The 19,470-nt window shown below is 40.8% G+C and carries 14 protein-coding genes; 5 read left to right on the top strand and 9 right to left on the bottom strand.

Going from position 1 to position 19,470, the window contains the following annotated elements; all coding sequences use genetic code 11:
• Positions 1-3: 3 nt before the first annotated feature.
• Both BLS33_RS03520 and BLS33_RS03515 read right to left on the bottom strand, forming a co-directional pair.
• Positions 4-405: a c-type cytochrome gene (locus BLS33_RS03520; protein WP_089885340.1), complete on the bottom strand. Its 402-nt coding sequence runs from the start codon at positions 403-405 to the stop codon at positions 4-6.
• Positions 406-510: 105 nt separating this feature from the next.
• Positions 511-1,635 carry a PQQ-dependent sugar dehydrogenase gene (locus BLS33_RS03515; RefSeq protein WP_089885338.1) on the bottom strand — a complete coding sequence of 375 codons (1,125 nt, stop codon included), beginning with the start codon at positions 1,633-1,635 and terminating at the stop codon, positions 511-513.
• Between the two features lie 137 nt (positions 1,636-1,772).
• On the opposite strand from BLS33_RS03515, the gene BLS33_RS03510 reads away from it, so the two are divergent.
• Both BLS33_RS03510 and BLS33_RS03505 read left to right on the top strand, forming a co-directional pair.
• A complete protein-coding gene (locus BLS33_RS03510) occupies positions 1,773-10,565 on the top strand; it encodes a T9SS type B sorting domain-containing protein (RefSeq protein ID WP_143017565.1) in 8,793 nt (2,930 codons plus the stop codon).
• Positions 10,566-10,785: 220 nt separating this feature from the next.
• Positions 10,786-11,502, top strand: a complete 717-nt coding sequence (locus BLS33_RS03505) for a carboxylesterase family protein (protein ID WP_089885335.1) — start codon at positions 10,786-10,788, stop codon at positions 11,500-11,502.
• Between the two features lie 31 nt (positions 11,503-11,533).
• Here the strand turns inward: BLS33_RS03505 and BLS33_RS03500 are convergent, their stop codons facing one another.
• The 4 genes from BLS33_RS03500 to BLS33_RS03485 all read right to left on the bottom strand — a co-directional run bounded on the left by BLS33_RS03500 (position 11,534) and on the right by BLS33_RS03485 (position 15,246).
• Positions 11,534-12,646 (bottom strand): THUMP-like domain-containing protein, encoded by a 1,113-nt coding sequence (locus BLS33_RS03500; RefSeq protein WP_394330887.1) that lies wholly within the window; start codon positions 12,644-12,646, stop codon positions 11,534-11,536.
• 73 nt (positions 12,647-12,719) lie between these two features.
• Positions 12,720-13,820, bottom strand: a complete 1,101-nt coding sequence (locus BLS33_RS03495; protein ID WP_089885330.1) for an AI-2E family transporter — start codon at positions 13,818-13,820, stop codon at positions 12,720-12,722.
• Positions 13,821-13,823: 3 nt separating this feature from the next.
• On the bottom strand, positions 13,824-14,474 hold the full coding sequence (locus BLS33_RS03490; protein ID WP_089885327.1) for a DUF4159 domain-containing protein: 651 nt from the start codon (positions 14,472-14,474) through the stop codon (positions 13,824-13,826).
• Between the two features lie 64 nt (positions 14,475-14,538).
• Positions 14,539-15,246, bottom strand: coding sequence for a 16S rRNA (uracil(1498)-N(3))-methyltransferase (locus BLS33_RS03485; protein ID WP_089885325.1), 708 nt, complete (start codon positions 15,244-15,246; stop codon positions 14,539-14,541).
• Between the two features lie 148 nt (positions 15,247-15,394).
• Between BLS33_RS03485 and BLS33_RS03480 the strand changes: the two genes are divergently transcribed.
• From BLS33_RS03480 to BLS33_RS03470, 3 genes are read left to right on the top strand one after another with little or no spacing between them, the layout of a single operon-like run.
• Positions 15,395-15,988, top strand: coding sequence for a hypothetical protein (locus BLS33_RS03480; protein WP_089885323.1), 594 nt, complete (start codon positions 15,395-15,397; stop codon positions 15,986-15,988).
• A gap of 25 nt (positions 15,989-16,013) precedes the next feature.
• The gene (locus BLS33_RS03475; RefSeq protein ID WP_089885321.1) at positions 16,014-16,613 is read left to right on the top strand and encodes an RNA polymerase sigma factor; all 600 of its coding nucleotides are present in this window, start codon (positions 16,014-16,016) and stop codon (positions 16,611-16,613) included.
• 8 nt (positions 16,614-16,621) lie between these two features.
• Positions 16,622-17,101 carry a hypothetical protein gene (locus BLS33_RS03470; protein ID WP_089885318.1) on the top strand — a complete coding sequence of 160 codons (480 nt, stop codon included), beginning with the start codon at positions 16,622-16,624 and terminating at the stop codon, positions 17,099-17,101.
• A 17-nt stretch (positions 17,102-17,118) separates the two neighbouring features.
• Here BLS33_RS03470 and BLS33_RS03465 read toward each other — a convergent pair whose 3' ends face one another.
• From BLS33_RS03465 to tsaD, 3 genes are all read right to left on the bottom strand, one after another.
• Positions 17,119-17,460 (bottom strand): TfoX/Sxy family protein, encoded by a 342-nt coding sequence (locus tag BLS33_RS03465; protein WP_089885316.1) that lies wholly within the window; start codon positions 17,458-17,460, stop codon positions 17,119-17,121.
• 10 nt (positions 17,461-17,470) lie between these two features.
• The gene (locus BLS33_RS03460) at positions 17,471-18,211 is read right to left on the bottom strand and encodes a class I SAM-dependent methyltransferase (RefSeq protein ID WP_089885314.1); all 741 of its coding nucleotides are present in this window, start codon (positions 18,209-18,211) and stop codon (positions 17,471-17,473) included.
• A gap of 163 nt (positions 18,212-18,374) precedes the next feature.
• Entirely contained in the window at positions 18,375-19,448 is a 1,074-nt protein-coding gene (gene tsaD / locus BLS33_RS03455) for a tRNA (adenosine(37)-N6)-threonylcarbamoyltransferase complex transferase subunit TsaD (protein WP_089885311.1), read from the bottom strand.
• Between the last annotated feature and the right edge of the window lie 22 nt (positions 19,449-19,470).

Genomic DNA, 19,470 nt, shown 5'->3' with positions numbered 1-19,470 from the left:
TTATTATTTTTGAATTGCCGATACCTCCTCGACAGTAACTAGGGTATCAGAGGTATTTCCCCAAGAGTTCATGACATAGTTCATGACATCGGCAATTTCGTCATCTTCTAAACCTAAAGGTGTCATTACGTTGTTATAGGTAACTCCGTTAACGACCATTTCCCCTTGTTGGCCATATTTAACACCTCGAATACTTGCCTCCCTATTTTTGGCAATATAATCTGATGCCGCCAGTGGGGGAAAGGTGTATGCTACTCCTTCGCCCTTTTCCAAATGACAAGTAACACAAAAATCCGTATATATTTCTGCACCGCGCGCCATACTTTCTTCAAGTTCATTATCTTGAATAAAAAACACAGAGAGTCCGGCAATGGAGATGATGTAAATGGAAATGAATATTTTCATTTGGGATATGGGTCTATTTTTCAGAAAAGAGGCTTCTCAAATCGAAGTTTAAATAATTACGGTAAATGGCTTTACGACCATGTTTCGGAAAATTTCGAAAAAATATTATTTGTTGTTCGGGACTAATTTGAAAATGCCCTTGCCTTCGACGGCTACATAAATAAGTCCGTCCGGACCTTCTTTCACGTCCCGTACCCGGCCTTCATCGGCAAGTAGTTTTTCGCGGCGAACCACCTTATTACCTTCTAAAATCAATCGCTCTAAATATTGGAATTTCAGTGATCCAACCAGTATACTACCCTTCCAGTCTCCATAGTTGTCCGTAGTTACAAAAGCCATACCACTTGGTGCTATGGATGGAACCCAATAATGTAAAGGCTGTTCCATACCCGGCATCTCGGTTTTGTCGGTTATGGGCGTACCGCTATAGTTGATACCATAGGTAATCACAGGCCAGCCGTAATTTGCTCCTTTTTTAATGATGTTGATTTCGTCGCCTCCTTGAGGACCATGCTCATTGTCCCAAATTGCTCCGGTCCCTGGGTTTTTTGCCAATCCTTGGGGGTTTCGGTGGCCATAGCTATAGATGGCCGTTTTGGCACCATCGGTACCTACAAAGGGGTTGTCTTCGGGAATACGCCCATCATCGAACAACCGATAAATTTTACCGCCATCTCTTTTAATATCTTGTGGGTTTTCATCTCTCGCACCACGCTCCCCAATAGAGAAATAAAGGTAACCGTCGTTGTCGAACTCGATTCTAGATCCAAAGTGTTGTCCTTTCGTTGTATTAGGCGTAGCCTTATACAACACTTCAATATCCGTTAAAGCATCATTGACCAATTTTGCCCGAGAAAGTGCGGTGTGACCACCTTTCTCTTCTCCTTGTGAAGAGGCATAGGTCATATAGAGCCATCCATTGTTAGCATAGTCGGGATGTAAGGCCACATCAAGAAGTCCACCTTGACCTCTTTGATAGGTTTCCGGAACATTGGAAACCTTTGTTTTTGTACCGTCTTGGAAATGAATCAATTCCCCTGATTTCTCGGTAATGAGCATACTGCCATCGGGTAAAAAAGCCATACCCCATGGAATTTGTAGACCATCAACTAAAAGCTCTGCGGTAAAAGGTGTTTTTTTTGGTGTATCTACTTGATTTGTAGTTTCCTGGGCACAGGATATATTGAGAGATACAGCTATTAAACATAGGTATACAATACTATTTTTCATAATCTAGCGTTAAAAGTAATATTATAATGTGGCTCAAAGAGCTAAAGATAAAGAGAAAAATATAAGTATAAATAATTACGCCAAAGAATGTTCTGATTCCCAAATCAAACAAATTCTTTCTAAATATAACTTAACCTATGCTCCCAAAAAAAACACGGCATATTCTATATGCTGTACTATTGCTGATGTTCTCGGCAATATGTACGTCGGCCATAGCTAACCCCAGAGTCTTTGATATTCTTGAGGAGATTACCTCAGTTTTGGATATGGAAACACCATATGCCGAGGAGGAGGGTGTAACGGAAAAATCGTCGGATAGCTTCCTGTCGAAGTCGGCAGTGTCGAATAGCCAAAAATCAGAAGCGGCAATGAGCGCTTCCATGTTCGCTACGATTATTGAAGATGCCGACGACATCGTAAATTGTACCAACAATGGCTTCATGGTTGCCCGCTTTATTCTGTGTGGTGACTCAGATGATAGAAATATTACATTATCGGGCAGCCCATATGGTAGTGTTTCTTGGGAACAGCTCACAGGTGCTCCTGCTGATACCAATTTGGAGTGCCCCAACACCAATAATGCCCATTACACGCAAGTTTCGATAGACCAGAGCTTTGATTTGGATGCTTCTACCATTTCACCCACTTTGGGAGCTGAATTTAGGGTTCGTGTCAACGACTCGGGCGCCTATTATTATTTTGAAGTGGTAAAGAGTACCATCAATCAAACGTATACTAAAAAAGATTTTATTTGTAATAATCCCGGGCGTATAGAGCTTACGGGGCTACCTAATAATTATCAATTTAGAATTAGAGAAGGTTTAAATGGTTTTAGTCCTTATCAATCTTCTTCGATTTTCCCCAATTTGGACCCTGGGTTCTATACGGTGCAAGCTAGATTAAATATTGACGGACAAGTTTGTGAATATTTATATGACGTAATTGAGGTAAGGCAGGTTGATATCGAAATTGATGTAACGTTTACAAATCCCGTTTGTAGTGGAGAAACGGGAAGTATCGATGTTGCGGTCAACCCTGAAGTACCCGGCCCTTATGTATATACGTTATTGGATGAGTTTGGAGCCGAGATAGAATTTACTTCGACCATTTCTAGCAATACACATACCTTCAGTACTGTAAGCGAAGGTACTTACGCAGTAAAGGTTGAAACCAACGAATGTAAAGAAGATATTCCCAATGGAATTGCCGCCCCGATCCAGTATAGCGATACAAGTGGCAACCCAATTGCGATTGGTACGGGTCTGTCTCCCATAACCGTAACATCTGATACCAATGGAATGAGTTTTGGTTGTCCTCCATCATCGGGTGTTGAAACTGTCGGTATTGACATTTCGGCGACTGGTGGATCTGGTACTTATAGTTATACTGTTAGCGATGGTGGGAATTCTGGAGGAACATTCACCGGTACAAGCACGTATAATGTAACTGCTTCAGGAACCTATACCTTCTATATTACCGACGATCAGGGGTGTACAGCCGAGAAGTCTGAATATGTAGCATTATTGGATCCGCCTGATATTACTGCCAGTTCTATTTTAGGTACGTGTACCAACGGAGGAGGAAAAGTTGAGTTTACGGTCATTGACCCCAAAGGGTTCAACTTAGAGTATAGGGCGACAAATAATGCGGCCGATCCTTGGACCTCCTCACAGATCATACCAGTTGCCGACGACACCTATAATATAATTGAGGTACAATATTCCCAAGGAGGGTTTACTTGTGTTTTAGCATTGCCTCCCGTAACGGTGACCTCCGAAGGAGGACTTATTGCCAGTGCAAGCTTGACGCAAGATTATACCTGTGCCAACGGGGGTGCTATAATCGATTTTGCACCAACCACTGGTGGTTCGGGTTCTGGGTACGAGTATAGTGTTGACAATGTAAATTATCAGTCGGGAACTAATTTTCCGAGTTTGCCACCGGGTACCTATATCCCTTATGTTCGCGATGATGCCAACTGTTATCAAGCATTGGCGCCTATTACGGTAAACGAACCAGATCCGCCCTCTGCCATTGATTTTGTGCAAGACAATCTAGATTGCGCGGCAGGTACGAGCAGGGTAACCATAAATGTAACGAGTACGGTAGCTATTGCGCAATATGAAGTCGTCTCACCTGGCCCTACAATTACGCAGGCAGGGAATGTTTTTAATGGGCTTATTTTAGATACGCCTTATCAATTTGAAATTACTGATGCTAATGGCTGCGTGTATCCGGCGAGCTTCACGACAGGTGGCTTGAGTTCCATTAGGGCACAGGTTAAATCAGGAGGAGATAGAAAGGTGTGTCCTTCGGTAGCTGATGGCAACGGAGCTTTTCTAATTGATGGGTTTGATATAGATACTCCAGGATCGGATTATAATTATACTGTTAACCGTACAACGCCACCTCCTGCTAGCACGACCACTGTATTTACTAGTGGAACAAGTAGTGATTTAGAAATTCCGATTTCCGGACTTGGGGCAGGTACTTATGAAATTACCGTAACCGATACTGATACCAATTGTACCTCAACGGCCTCTTTTGATGTTGTAGAAGCGGCAACGGCATTGAGCGTTACACCAGATGTGACGCTAATGAGTTGCCAGAACGGAAACGTGGGTAGGGTACAAGCCACTGCCAATGGTGGTTTTGGCGGTTATAATTATCGTTTGGAATGGCCTGCGCCGTCAACTACGGTTCAAGGGCCTAAAAGCGGTAGAACATTTGGTAACTTGACGGCCGAAGGAGAATATATTCTTACGGTAATAGATTCTGAAGGTTGTGAGGCTGAAACCAGGTTTACATTAACCGCATTACAAGCTCCCTCCATTTCTTTAGTTAGTGCTTCGTATTGTTACGATCCGATAGCCACCCCAACACCCGAATATGGTGCTATTACGGTATCTTCTTCCGGTGGTGGTGCTGGCCACCAGTATCGCATAAATTCAGGTTCATTACAGGCTAGCCCCACATTTAATGGGTTGGTACCAGGTACCTATACAGTGGAAGTGGTAGATGTGAACAATTGCTCTGCTGAACTACTACCCATTACCATACCTCCTCAGATTCAAGTTACCCTTGACATAGCCAATGAAATTCCTTGTGGTGGCGATGGGGAAATGGATATTACCGTAACCGGGGGAGATATATCAAATTTGGCAGCTACTTCATATACGATTGAGTATAGAGATGTTGCTCCCAATGCTTTTGCTGCAGTACCTGGTTATAGCGGAGTTACTTTGCCTTCAGGTTCTTTTTCCTATACAGTTCCTTATGGAGAGCATGGAGATTATCGTGTGAGTGTTACCGATATCAATGGATGTACTTCGACTTCTGAGCCTATCACATTTTCCGAGCCTACAAATATTATGGCTACACATCGTATTGAGGGTCCGAGTTGTGGAGATCCAAATAGTGGTTTTGTAGAGATAATACCAACTGTATCTTCGGGGGTTCCTCCATTTCAAGTAGTTTTTGCACCTGTAGGAGAACTTAGGTCTAATCCGTTAGATCCGAATATTAGCCCTGACCCGACTCCGGGCGCTATTTATTCCTATTCTTCGCAAACTATTTATTCTGGTTTAGCGGCAGGAGATTATGAGTATGTCGTAAAAGATGATCGTAACTGTGTTACTGCGGTGATTCCGATTACAGTGGCCGCTGATCCCTTGGGGCCTCCCGATGCGACAGTAACTCCAATTAATGCTACTTGTGGTTCAGGATCACTTTCAGGTGGTGTTACTATAAATACGATTACGGCCGGGAGCCCTGATTATACCGTAATAATAGAAGATAACTTTGGGAACCAATATTTAAGTCAAAGTGGTGTTGCTCCTGGTGACTCTATTATTGATCCAAGCTTAGTGCCTGGTGATTATCAGATTATAATCATGGATTCAAGAGGATGTCGCGATATAGAGCCTATTACCATCAACTCGACAACTTTGGATATTGTCCCCACTTTTCCACCGCCACCAGTCGTTTGTACTCCTTCGGGAACGACTATATGCGTAGATATTATTGGCGGAACCTTGCCCTTGGATTATGATATTCGGCTTACCGATCCAAATCCGGTTATTGGCTGGGAAGCTCCCAATAATACACCTTCAAACCATTGTTTTAATGGTCTGCTATTCGGTGTTTCCTATACGGTAGATGTTCGTGATAACAATACAGGTTGTATTTATTCCGAGGTCATAACATTGCCCGATGGACCAGGGCCTGGAGTTACTTTAGATGTAGATGGAGCAACATGTCGAAATGGTGATATTGGTCTAAACTATACCATTTCATCCGGTACGGGACCTTATGATGTTGTTATTACAAATTTAGATACCGGCGCTGAAGTTTTTAATGTTACAGGTTCATTCGATACCACCCTAGCTTCTGATATTACAGCACCATCCGGACATTATGGAATAGCTGTAACCGAATCAACTGGTTGTACGGCAGGAGATGAAGATGAAGCTATCTTGAATGCTCCAAGAGTCGATATTATTGATAATCAAAATGCGAATTGTAATGAACTGGGTCAGTTAACGGTACGCGGTAGTGGAGGAACCCCATTTGCTACAGGTAGTCCATATTTATATGCCTATGTTCCAGCAGGAAACCCGGTTGACAATGATGGAACCTTGACACCATTAGATCCATCCGATGACTTTAGCGATGCTTCTACGGTAGCGTTACCAGGGGCGTTGGCTCCAGGAATCGATTATGATATTTGGGTGAAAGACTTCAACGATTGCGCCTATAGAATTTCAGCCGCGGTAGTACAACTCAATCCCGATTTGCCTGCTCCAACAATAAGCGTAAATAATCAATGTGATGTCACTACCCCGGTCGGTGGGTTCACCATTACGCTCGAAATGGGAGGTGATATCGATACACCGACGTTTACTTTGAATGGTATTAGTCAAACACCTGCTTATATACCAGGTACGCCAACACAAGCCACGTTTACCGTGAATAGTATAGGTTCTTATCCGGTCAATGTGATAGATGCCAATGGTTGTGATGTAGATGCCGTTGCTGAGGTCTATCAAGTTTTGTCGGCTTCCGGTGATTATACTACAGAACCTACATGTGAAGCTTCTGATGGAATTATTACGATCAATGCGGATGGTGGTAGTGGCGACTTTACCTATGTATTGACTGGAAACGACTTTTTAGGTAGTCCTATAAATATTACCGATCCAAACAATGATGGTATTTTCGAGAACATACCTCCGGGTGATTATCAAGTAGAGATAACTGATAATTTAGTAGATGATGGTGTAAATAATTGTACCGCCCTTGTTGATGATATTATTAGAGAGCGTCCTATCCAACCTGTAATCGATGATGTTGGGGCTACTGATATCACTTGTAATGGATCCGGTGACGGTAGTATCAATGTATCGTTGGTTGTAGATGCAGATCCCAACCTTAATCCGAATATAAAGGAATATAATTTATATAGTGGAACATTGCCTTTACCGCCTAGCCCAACACCGATAGCTACTAATGCTTCGGGCTCTTTTCAGAATTTAGGTTTTGGCACCTATGTTGTAGAGGTGGTTACCGATAGAAACTGTACCGATGTGGCCGAGGTTGATATTGATGAACCACCAGTTTTTGAAATTGATGCCATCTCCGGAACCTTGGTTTGCGAACCTGGTGCAAATCGATTCAGCACTACGACGGTATCCGCAGTAGTGACAAGTTTAGGAAACGGCACCCCTAATGGTTATAAAATTAACTTAAGTGACAGTTACCAGTCTAGTCCAGACTTCTTGATTGTAGATACGGGATTTGATCAGGTTATTACAATTTATGCCATCGATTCAAAAGGTTGCGAGTTTAGTGATTCTGTGACCGTTTTGGCGCCAACTGCCGTAACGGCTACGATTACACAACTATCAGCAATGAACTGCGAGGATCCAGAACGGATTCGCATCGATGTGGTCGGGTCGACTGATTTCACAATTGAAGATCAAGGCTCATCTACTGCTTTTGTCGCAGATCAAGTGGTCAGCGGTGCTAGTTTTGTTGAATTTGATTTACCAATGGTGGCCGGCGAGTATCGATTACAGATAAATGATAATGGTGGATGTACATATCCTATTGAGGCATATTTTGTGGTTGATCCAGTACTGCCTACCATTACAATAAGTGAGTCAAAACCTGTTAGTTGTTTCGGAGTGAGCGACAGTGCTTTGAGTATCAATGTTACGAATTATACAGGAGCTTATCATTATGATGTCTATTATGCAAATGATCCGGGTTTTAGTGGTGGTGCTTTTGGAACTGTATTAGGTTCGGGAGATTTGAACACAAGTACTAATCCGGAAACCATTTCAGGACTTCCTGGCGGAAATTTGCGCGTAGTGGTTAAGGAAATTGGAAATCCAAAATGTGAGGCTTTTAGTAATTTGATTAATATTAGAACGCCGAGCGAGCAGCTTTTGATTGCCAGTATGGCCGAGGTCGGTCGTGTTGGGTGTTCAGATGATCTCGGAGAAATTACCGTCGCAGCGGAAGGCGGATGGGATGCTTCGGGCTACGAATTTATGCTTGAGTACGAAAATCCGGTAGGTAGTGGTTTCTCTCCCCATGCCACATATGGAACATTTGCAGCCAATGGAGCTAACGATAGATTCACAGGGCTTTCTAGTGGAAACTACCGCGTCACCGTGCGTGATATCGAAGGCTGTACAACTGATATGGAATTGGAACTTATGGTGGTTCCGCCGATTGAGGCTGAGGCAATTATAACAAGAGAACTTGAGTGCCCTCAAGGTAGCGATGCCGTAATTGTTGCTGTGGAACCGGGAACTTCGACTCCAGGAGCATTTGGTGGTGTGCCAGGTGCGGGATATCAATACCGATTATTACGTTTAAATAGTAATGATAATACCGATATAGCATCTTCAACAGGGTATCAAGCCAATCCTGATTTTGTAGGCGCCTCAGGAACTGGTGTGATTTCAGGAGGATGGTATGCTATTGAAGTGGTATCTTCCTCAAATTGTAGTGCGGTCACAACGCCGTTAAGGGTGATACCACCTCCACCGATCAGTCCAGCATTGATTCAAACTTCGGTCCCCGCATGTGGTAATATTGCCACTATGAAGATCAAAGTGAATAATCCACAAGGTGGCATCTATGAATATAGGGAGTATAACAACCCAGCCGATCCATGGAAGCCAATTGACGAAATTGATTTAGTTGATGGTAATCCTGTAAAAATGGGTATTCCGGGTATTATAGGTTCTTCATATCGTTTTGAAATACAAAAAGTGGGCTCTTTAAGTTCTTGTATGGCCCGTAGTACCAATGGTATTACAATTACCGATGCCGACCCGCTTACGTTAGATCCTACATCCCCAACTTTTGATATATCTTGCGCCTATGAGGTCGATGGAAGAATCGAAGCTATAGCGAATGGTGGAACAGGTATTTATGAATTCCGTATTTATGATACCGATCCGGGGTCAGACGCATTTGCCGCAGAACTTTTACCAACTTATAATGGCAGAGGGGTGCAAGATTATGGTACTTTTGAAAACTTAGATCCGGGTGATTACTGGATTTCGGTTATCAGCCGCCAGAATTGTGGTATTGTAGAAGGTCCGTTTAGTATTGCTCCGGCTGAACCCGTAATAATTGTGCCGAGTAGCTCTGACGTAACTTGTAATGGAGCGGATGATGGCGAGATAACCATGACGGTTACAAGTCCGACGACCGGACTCGTTCAGTTCGCCATAGGGCCTAATCTCAATGAGTTTTTTAGTGACCCAGCTAATCCGAACGTATTTACGTTTAGAGAGTTGCCCGCCAAACCGGTAGGTGAATTCTATACCGTTCTGGCGCAAGATGCAGAGGGATGTCCCCAAATTTTCCAAGTTCCAGTACATGAACCGGAAAGTGTGCTAGTCGCCAATTTAGAAACAACTCCTGAGCTGTGTATCGATGCAAGTGATGGAACCGTATCCTTTAATGTAACGGGGGGCACTCGTTTTAACGATGTTTCTGTTAGTCCTACACCTTATTACGAATACAAAATAGAGATGATTGCTCCAGTAAATGAAACAGGTACTGGTGTGTTTGCTCCTTACGATGGACAACCTATCGGAAATCTACAAGGTGGAGCATCTTACGCTCTGTATATTCAAGATGTGAATCTTTGTGCGACAACGGAAGTATTTACAATAGGAATGGGCGTAGACCTCATGGCAGAACCCATCGTTCAATATGGTTGTGAAGGTATTTTTCCAAATAGTACAACAACGGTCGAAATGCAAGACAATAGCGTGTTACCACAACTGCTATTCTCTTTAGATATTGATGATATTAATGTGGCAGATACACAACGAGTTTGGGGTGATTTGTTGCCAGGAGACCACACCGTCTATATTTACCACGAAAATGGTTGTGTCAACAATGTGAGCTTTACTATTGATTCTTATGACCCATTGACATTGACAGCAATAAAAACAGCTGCCAATGAGCTGACGGCCACTGCCGATGGCGGATTTGGGGGATATGAATTTTTCTTCCAAGGAGAATCTACTGGAACAGAGAATGTATTCACCACCAATGAAAGTACCACTGTTACAGTTGAGGTCCGCGATCAGAATGGTTGCGTGGCCAGCGTTACAATTCCATTTGAATTTACGGGAATGTTGGAAATTCCAAATTTCTTTACACCAGATGGTGATAACAATAATGATGTTTGGTTTCCTGGTAACCGAGACCTCTTTCCAGATATTGAGGTGAAAATTTATGATAGGTACGGTAGGGTAGTTGCCGAATTAGATCAGGTAACCAATTGGGACGGTACGTACGACGGCAATAATGTTCCAACAGGTGATTACTGGTACGTGGTCAATGCCAACGATAAAAGTAAATTGCGCTATGTAGGTCATTTCACCTTGTACAGATAGTTGTAATAATGGTTTAGAAAGTGCTTTAAAAGATTAATGTAAAGAAGTGGTCCGTGGATAATGAGTTCCCCCCAAAACGGATCATTTCTTTTTTTAGTAATCTTGATGATGGTAGTGAGTTAAATGGAAATTGCTACAAAGACAATTTTCGTCCCTTCTTCGTATTTCTTTGCCAGCTTTTATTTTTGTGTATCTTATTGCCAAAATTGATGCCTAATCTATGAAATTTTCTTTGCTGACTTTGGTTTTTGTGGTTTTGGTTCAAGGGTGCGCCGGGCAATCACAATTAATTGAAGATCGCCTGGAAACGGTGGTTACCGAAGATTTAAGATATTACCTATACTTTCCTGAGAACTATAAATCAAAAGTTGATGAGAAGTTTCCACTGCTCTTATTTTTACATGGTGGTGGTGAGGCCGGAGTGGATAGTCTGGGTATCTTGAAGGAAAATGGCCCACCAAAACTTATTGCTCAAGGAAAGCAATTTCCTTTTTTAATCTTGGCACCACAAAATCCTCATAAAAAAAAATGGTGGAATACCACGTCGGTAGTACAATTACTTGATACCATTATAGAAAACAATAGGGTGGATAAGACTAGAATTTATCTAACAGGTCTAAGTAGAGGTGGTGGTGCCGCTTGGGAGCTGGCAGTACAATACCCGGATAAATTTGCGGCTATGGCCGTAGTTTGTGGTATGGCCCCGTTGCCCTATGCTGCCTGGATTGACAAAAATATGCCTATTTGGGTCTTTCATGGCGAGGATGATAAGTCGATACCTTTTTCAGAATCGGAAAATATGGTCAACAAATTGAACGGTATGGGGTATGATGTAAAATTCACTAGATACCCTGGAGTGGGTCATAATTCATGGGTCAAGGCCTATGATACGGAAGAACTTTACGAGTGGTTCGTTCGACAGAAACGCAAAGATTAAAATTAAGAATACTCACATTACTCTGTGCGCTCTAAGCTTTGATGCATTCTAAGACAATGTGCGTGCCTTCGTAATCTGTGGTGAAAAAAAGATAGGTGTCTCCGCCATCTTTAATTTTAAATTTGCTTCGTATCGATTTTACACTTTGCGGAAAATTTCTAAGTGTGATATTGGCCTTTTGATTTCTCATGGCCTGTAGCCCTTTTTTGTTGTAGGCAATGCTTCTAAGTATTTTAAATCGTCTTCCGGGGAAGTCAATCAATTCGTTTGATGTGTACAGATGTGTGTGTTCATGCAGCTTGTACAGATTAAATTCCTTTCCTACAAACTTAAAGCCACCTGACTTTAGAATTGGGGCATTTGGTTCGTATAAGTAGGCTAGGGGTTGAGATAAACTCGAAATCGTATCCTTCTCTTCCTCCCATTTAAAATTAAAAATTTCATTATGGGAGCTTTTTATATTGAGTGTTTTAATGGTTATTGCTCCAATAAAATCTTTTTCAATTACCCAAAGCAGTTCTTTGACTTCATTGTTAGTAGCTACTACATGAATTTCCTTGACAAAGCGAAGTTCGCCAACCCCCACAGATATATCGAGAAGCGGTGAAGATTTTAGTAAAATATTATTTGATTTACTAAAGAGCAGGTCTAAGTGTTCAATTACATTGGGTAGACAATCCGATAGCCGAAAAACTTTTCCTTTAAGGTCATTTCTGCGGGAGGGATCTGCATAGATCCAATCAAGAGGCTGATTTATTTTTTGTAGGAAAATTAGTCCGTCATTGGCAATTGATTTTATATTTTTTACCTCAAGGATTTTGAAGTTGTACGCGGCAATTTCGGAAAGGCCTGCATTCAATTCACAGTGAAAAACGGTATTGATTTTTTGACTGAAAAAGAAACTATCTACCCCGAGCCCCGCGGTAAGATCCACGAGTGATTTTCCATCGACTATACTCGCTTTGTAGCGCGCTGTTTCTTCCGAGGAGGTTTGCTCAATATTTAGTTTGTTTGGGTAGTAGATTTGAGGGGTGTTGAACCAAAGTGGCAGCTTATTTCGGCACTTTTTTTTGGCTTCCAATTGTTCGGCCAGTTCTTTTTGAGAAACCCTGGAAAAAAAAGGCTTTTTAAGTAGTACTGACATGATGTCAGTATTGTAATTGTTTTTTATAAATTCTTGTACACCAGTATTTAATATTTCTTTATTCAAAGTTAAACTATAAATTTTGAGTCAACGATTTTACAATCTTATTTTCCGCTAAAAACTCCTTTAAAATCACCTTTATTGCTGTGTATCCTGGCACTGCAACAATCATTCCCACCACGCCAAAAAGGAGACCGGCGATAATGATGATGAGAAAAATTTCTAGCGGGTGCGATTTAACGCTATTGGAAAATATCAAGGGTTGAGAAAAGAAATTATCCACTAGTTGGCCGATTGTCAAACCAATCAAAACGTATCCGGTTTTGGGTAAGATTATAGTGCTGAAATCTAGACCCAAATTAGTCGTCATGGTGAGTACAATCATAATTACTCCGCCTATTATGGGACCCACATATGGAATGATATTAAAGAGGGCGCATAAGAAAGCGATTACAATGGCATTCTCTATACCGACCAGAACCAGCGTTATGGTATAGATTACAAAAAGCACAAAAATTTGTAATAGTAGACCAACAAAATAACGTGATAAGAGGTTGTTGATTTTGTCAATGGATTTCACAGTACCCGTTTCTTTATCGTTAGGTACAAATGCCAAAATACCCCGCTGGAAAAGCTTACTATCCTTTAAAAAAAAGAAGGAAATAAAAAGCACTGAAAACAGCCCTATACTCAAAGTGCTCAACGTGTCAAGAAACGAATTTAAAAAATTAGGGATGAACCCCACATTTAAGCCTTGAAGAATATTCTTTTCAATATCCGATTCTTCGATAAGCTCATTGACCACTTGGGGCGATGCGCCAAGATACCCCGTGGTCTGGGTGTATAGGGCATTCAAATTACGTTGTAATTCATCGATATTTAAAAGAGAGAGGTTTTTACCTTGTTCGGTAATCAAAGGTACAAACAGGGCTATAATGCCTCCGAGTATACCAACCATAAATATCATGGTAATAATTACGGCAATAGTATTCGGGAATTTCATTCGTCTTCTTAAAAAAAAGACAATAGGCCGCCCGATAAGCGCTATAACGGCTGCAAATGCCAGATAGGCCAAGACTGATTGAATTTGATATAAAAAATATAGCACCAAGGCAATTCCTACCAAAATGCCTACGGCGCGTAAAATTCCTTGAGAAATGGCTTTTGCGGTCATTAGTTAGTTTTTAAAGGCGTATGCTATAATATTAGCTCCCATCTTAAGTGCTTTTTCACGTATATCCGGGGGGTCATTGTGAACTGCCGGATCTTCCCAGCCATCACCTAGGTCGCTTTCGAATGTAAATAACAATACCAGACGGTTCTCATGAAATATACCGAGTGCTTGCGGTCGTTTTCCATCGTGTTCATGAATTTTGGGAAGACCCTCTGGAAATTTATAGACTTGTGAAAAAATGGGGTGATCAGCGCCTAGTTCTTCGAGTTGCTTACCGGGGAACACCTTTATTAATTCTTTCTGCAAGTAAGGTTTCATGCCGTAGTTGTCATCAATATGCAGAAATCCTCCTGATAGTAAATAGTCTCTTAAGTTTTTTGCTTCCTCTTGAGAAAAGACCACATTACCATGCCCCGTCATATGCAAAAATGGGTATTGAAATATAGTAATTTCACCTACTTCGACTACTTCTGGTTTCTCATTGAGCTTGGTGCCTATGTTTTCATTGCAAAATTTTATAAGATTGGGCAAGGCCGTAGGGTTAGAATACCAATCACCCCCACCTTTATATTTAAGAATTGCCAATTCTTGCCCATAAAGGCCACCGGTTAGTAAAGTGAAAATTAATAGAATACAAGATGTAAGAAGCCTCATAGTTGTCTTGACGATATTAAACCGTACCAAATTTAAGCATTCTCAGGCTGAAAAAATTCTTAATTCAGCCATTGTTAATTAGTGCGACTGTGGTGCAGGCCACAATGGCAGCCGTTTCGGTACGCAATCTATTTTTGCCAAGGGAGACAGGTAAAAATCCTTTTTCACGGGCCAATGTTATCTCGCGCCGTGAAAAATCTCCTTCAGGACCTATTAAAATGGTAACATCGTTATCAGGAGCCACCCGACGCTTTAGTTCCGTTTTTTCATCATCCTCACAATGAGCGATGAATAAAAGTCCGTGTTGGTCGTTTTCTATGAAGTCTTTGAAATTAATTGCAGGGTTTAGTTTGGGCAAATAAGTCTGTAGTGATTGTTTCATTGCGGAAAGTACTACCTTTTGCAGACGTTCGGGTTTAACTACCTTCCTTTCCGATTGTTCACAAATGATAGGGGTAATTTCATTCACACCTATTTCCGTTGCTTTTTCTAGGAACCATTCAAATCGGTCATTCATTTTGGTTGGCGCGACGACCATATGCAACCAATGTTTGGTTGGGTGTTTTTTGCTGTGGGAAACTACTTGAACCTTGCACTTCTTTGGGTTTGAATCGACTATTTCGGCTTCAAAAAGGTCACCTTTGCCATTAGTGATATGAAGGAGATCACCTTCCTTTTTGCGAAGCACTTTGATGATATGTCTACTTTCCTCCGAAGGAAAGGTCACTTGCGAAATACTGTTATCTAATGAGGCATTGTAAAATAGTTGCATATTAGCAGGATAGGTAACTTTGATTTATGTTCTAATTTTCAAAAATAGCATACAGTCTGGGCAAGGTCTAAAAAAAATGAACCGAATCGCAGTTTCTGTGTACTATAATACAAATCTATAAAGTGAAACTTGTAAAAAAACCAAAAAAATGAGAAAAGTATTAGGTAAAAGGATAATGATGTTAGTCTTAATTCTTGGAATGACGTTAGTGTCTTTCAAAACCTTATCGGATGATATCAAAGGATGGTTCTTGGCAGGAAGTAATCCGGAGTTATACGAAATTGGAACTGAAATGGATGCCCAACGTAACGGAACCGTAGGATTTTTAAAGTCGACTAGCAAGAAAATTTCTAAGAAGGGATTTGGTACGATAATGCAGCAATTTACCCCAAAGGATTATTTGGGTAAAAGAGTGAAGTTATCAGGTTCTATTAAATCTTCAGGGGTAGAAGACTGGGCTGGTATGTGGATGCGGGTAGATGGTAACACAAAAAAAGCACTTAGCTTTGACAATATGCAAGATAGACCCATCAAGGGTACAACAGGTTGGAAAAAGTATGAGATAATTCTTGATGTTCCTGCAGAGAGTAGATTGGTGGCCTATGGCGTTCTAGTTAGTGGTCCCGGCGCAGTTTGGTTAGATGATTTTGTCTTTGAGGTACTAGCGAAAGATTCGGAAACGACTAACAAATCAAGGGGTATGAAACTGAGTAGCCCTACCAATACAGATTTTGAACAATAGACAATAATTCAGAAGAAAATCATTCTTGGCATTTTATAAACATATTTTATATACCGGTCTTTCAGATGAAGATCTCATGCGGTATGTTGCAAGGGGAAAAGAAAAAGCATTTACCGAACTATATAGAAGATATGGCAATAAAATGCTGATTTTCTTCTATCAAAGGTTATATCAAGATAAGGAAAAGGCCGAAGATTTTTTACACGATTTATTTTTAAAAATAATCGAGAATCCCCAGTCCTTCAATACTAATAAAAAGTTTTCAACTTGGATTTATGCGGTGGCCTATAATCAATGTAAAAATGAATATCGCAAGAATGCTTCGGGACTAACTAAAAAAGAGCGCTACACGCTAGACAGTTCACTGGATATTTGCGAAAATCCAAGTTTTGAAAATGACTATGACCTTAAGACTTTTTCAGAAAGTCTTGAACTCGAATTACAGAAGATGGATGATAAACATGGTCTCACTTTTATTTTGAGGCATCAGGATGGTCTTGCGATTAAAGAAATCAGCAAAATAATGCAATGCTCTGAAGGCACGGTGAAATCGAGATTGTTTTATGCAATTAAAAGGCTTGCCCAGAAATTACAGATCTTTAAAGGGCAGATTAAAAATAATTGAGAAGGGAAATGGAAGAAAAATTAGAAAAATTGCTTTTACAAAAAGAGTTCGAGGCTCTATCACGTGACGAAAGAGAATATGTTTTATATCAGATTTCCGAAACAGATTATTCAGAATTCAGGAACTTGCTGGGACTCAATAAGATATTGTTTGATACAGATTCAAGAAACCTAGGTCTTCGGCCTGAAATAGGTGAATATTTGAAAAAATTGTATCGTAAAAAGTACCAAAGGCTTTTTCTAATGTCATTTTTGGCCAATTTTAAAATCTTAGAACTAAAGGATTTGCCCCCACTTTTTAAATATGGCATTTTAGGAATAATTTGCTTTTTTATCGGATTTTTACTTTTACGGCCCGTTGATCAAAAAAGTAGCAAGGTATTTGAAACTACGGCTATTGATATAGAGGAATTGCCTGATTTTGAACAAATGAACCAATATATGTATTTTGATGAAACCGGCGCGGATGTGGAGATTATTGTTCCGTAAGTCTGTCTAGTTTTAAATTACTTCAATTTACTTTTAGCGTGTTCCAGGCCCAATTCGACCCAATGCTGAAGCTGCTCTTCGGTTTCGATACCTGCTTGGGAGACATAGATAAATTCTTTCATGGGGCGTTTTGTGAAGTCCATGGGCCGCACATGGTTCATTTGCAAGACATCTTTCATTTTACTACCTAATACCCGAACCATAAGGTCTTTCTTTATAATGCCAACGGTCATTTTGCCTTTGTATAAATAGGCGATACCGCCGAACATTTTCTTCTCATTGAAATTTTCTTGCACTTCTAGCGGGAAAGACTGTAATGCCGCACGTATTCTCTTTGCTAATTCTAGATCGAACGACATGGCCCTAACTTTATTTTTTACAGATTACGTAGAGTACTCCTTTGCTGCCATTTTCTACAATTTCTGAGCCTTTATTGGCTTCGATAATTGTATATCCGATAGCTGTTAATTGATGAATGATATCGGCTTTTTTAACCCAATAAATACTGGGTTGGTCTTTTTTTAAAAGTTTCCAGTTGAACTGGGTATTGTTCAGTTTTAACCAAGGCAAATGATATTTAGATACCTCTTCGCCGCGTAGTTTTCTTAAAAAGTTGGCGCAAATGCTGAGAAGTGGGTTGTAGCTTTTTGAATCAAAATCTAAAAAAGTAAAGATGGTAAGGCTTCCGGGGCTAGCAATTCGATAGGCTTCTTCTAAAGATTTTTGAAAAAGTTCTTTAGGAACAAAGCACAGCACTTGCTGGGCATAAACTAGGTAATCGAATGTTTCGTCTTCGAACATCTTAAGATCCGATGCATCTGCCGCGATAAATTGAATGTTAGATGCTCTTCTGGCGGCTTCTTTTTGGGCGTACTCCATCATTTCTTCGACAATGTCGAAACCTGTGACATCTTTAAACCCGAATTCTTCTATGTAGAAAGTAAGTCTTCCTCCGCCAGCACCTGCCTCGACAACTTTCTTATCGGTATCGGTCAAGTATTTTTTTAGCACCGCTTTTTCCGCAGGAGAAACATTTTTCCTGTATATGGTGCTGTCTATCATATGTTCTGAGTAGAGCTCTTTGTTCCGGTTTGTAGAAGTTTTATCCATAAATAATACAATTATCGCATTCCGAATTTAACAAATAAAATGGATTTAAAGAACCTTGAAAAAAGAGAGGTATGACTAAAACCCATAGAACATGGTAACGTTCAATCAATGAATTTCGTCTTTTTGTATACTTTTTTTTGACCGTGCTCCGGGTGTAGGGCGCTTAAGATTCTTGTATGGTGTATCTGGCTTTTGCTGAGATATCTTGCTGCGCAAAGTTGCCTTCCTTGTATTTTAAATATCCGACGATACCTATCATGGCCGCATTATCGGTACAATATTCAAATTTAGGTATAAAGGTTGTCCATCCCTCCTTTTTCTCAGCAGCTTTTAAAGCGCTTCGAATGCCGGAGTTGGCAGAAACCCCACCACCGATTGCAACTTGGGTAATACCAGTAAGTTTGACGGCTTTTTTCACCTTATCCATCAAAATTTTGACAATGGTGTACTGAATCGAGGCACAAATGTCGTTCAGGTTTTCTTGAATAAAATCAGGATTGTTTTGTGTTTCCCGTTGAACGAAGTAAAGAATACTTGTTTTTAAGCCACTAAAACTGAAATTAAGGTCCGCCACTTTCGGTTTAGGGAAAACGAATGCCTTAGGGTTGCCCAATTGCGCATATTTGTCTAACAATGGTCCGCCGGGATATGGGAGTCCTAATATTTTGGCGCTTTTGTCAAAGGCTTCGCCCACGGCATCGTCTAAAGTCTGCCCAAGTACCTGCATATCAAAATAATCTTTGACCAAAACAATTTGGGTGTGGCCACCGCTTATGGTCATCGCTAAAAATGGAAATTCAGGTTGATTGTCTTGAGTTCCGTCATTGATGAAGTGCGCCAAAATATGGGCCTGCATGTGATTTACCTCGATTAGTGGAATTTGTAAACCGAGGGCAAGTGATTTTGAAAAAGAGGTGCCGACGAGCAAAGAACCCATAAGTCCTGGTCCGCGTGTAAATGCTATGGCTGATAATTGTTTTTTGTCGATATTTGCCTTTATTAATGCTTGGTGCACAACAGGAACAATATTTTGCTGATGTGCCCTTGAGGCAAGTTCGGGTACGACACCCCCATACTCCTCATGAATTTTTTGGGTGGCTACCACATTGCTCAGCGTTTTATCATTGCTTAAAACGGCGGCGGAAGTGTCATCGCAAGACGATTCAATTGCAAGAATATAAATAGTTTTATTTTCCACAAGGTTTGGAATAAAAATTGGTACACAAAGGTAAAACATAAAGCCCTATCAAAAAACTTAG

The organism is Kriegella aquimaris, from assembly GCF_900103215.1.
Classification (GTDB): Bacteria; Bacteroidota; Bacteroidia; order Flavobacteriales; family Flavobacteriaceae; genus Kriegella; species Kriegella aquimaris.
This window is presented reverse-complemented; position numbering and strand designations above follow the sequence as displayed.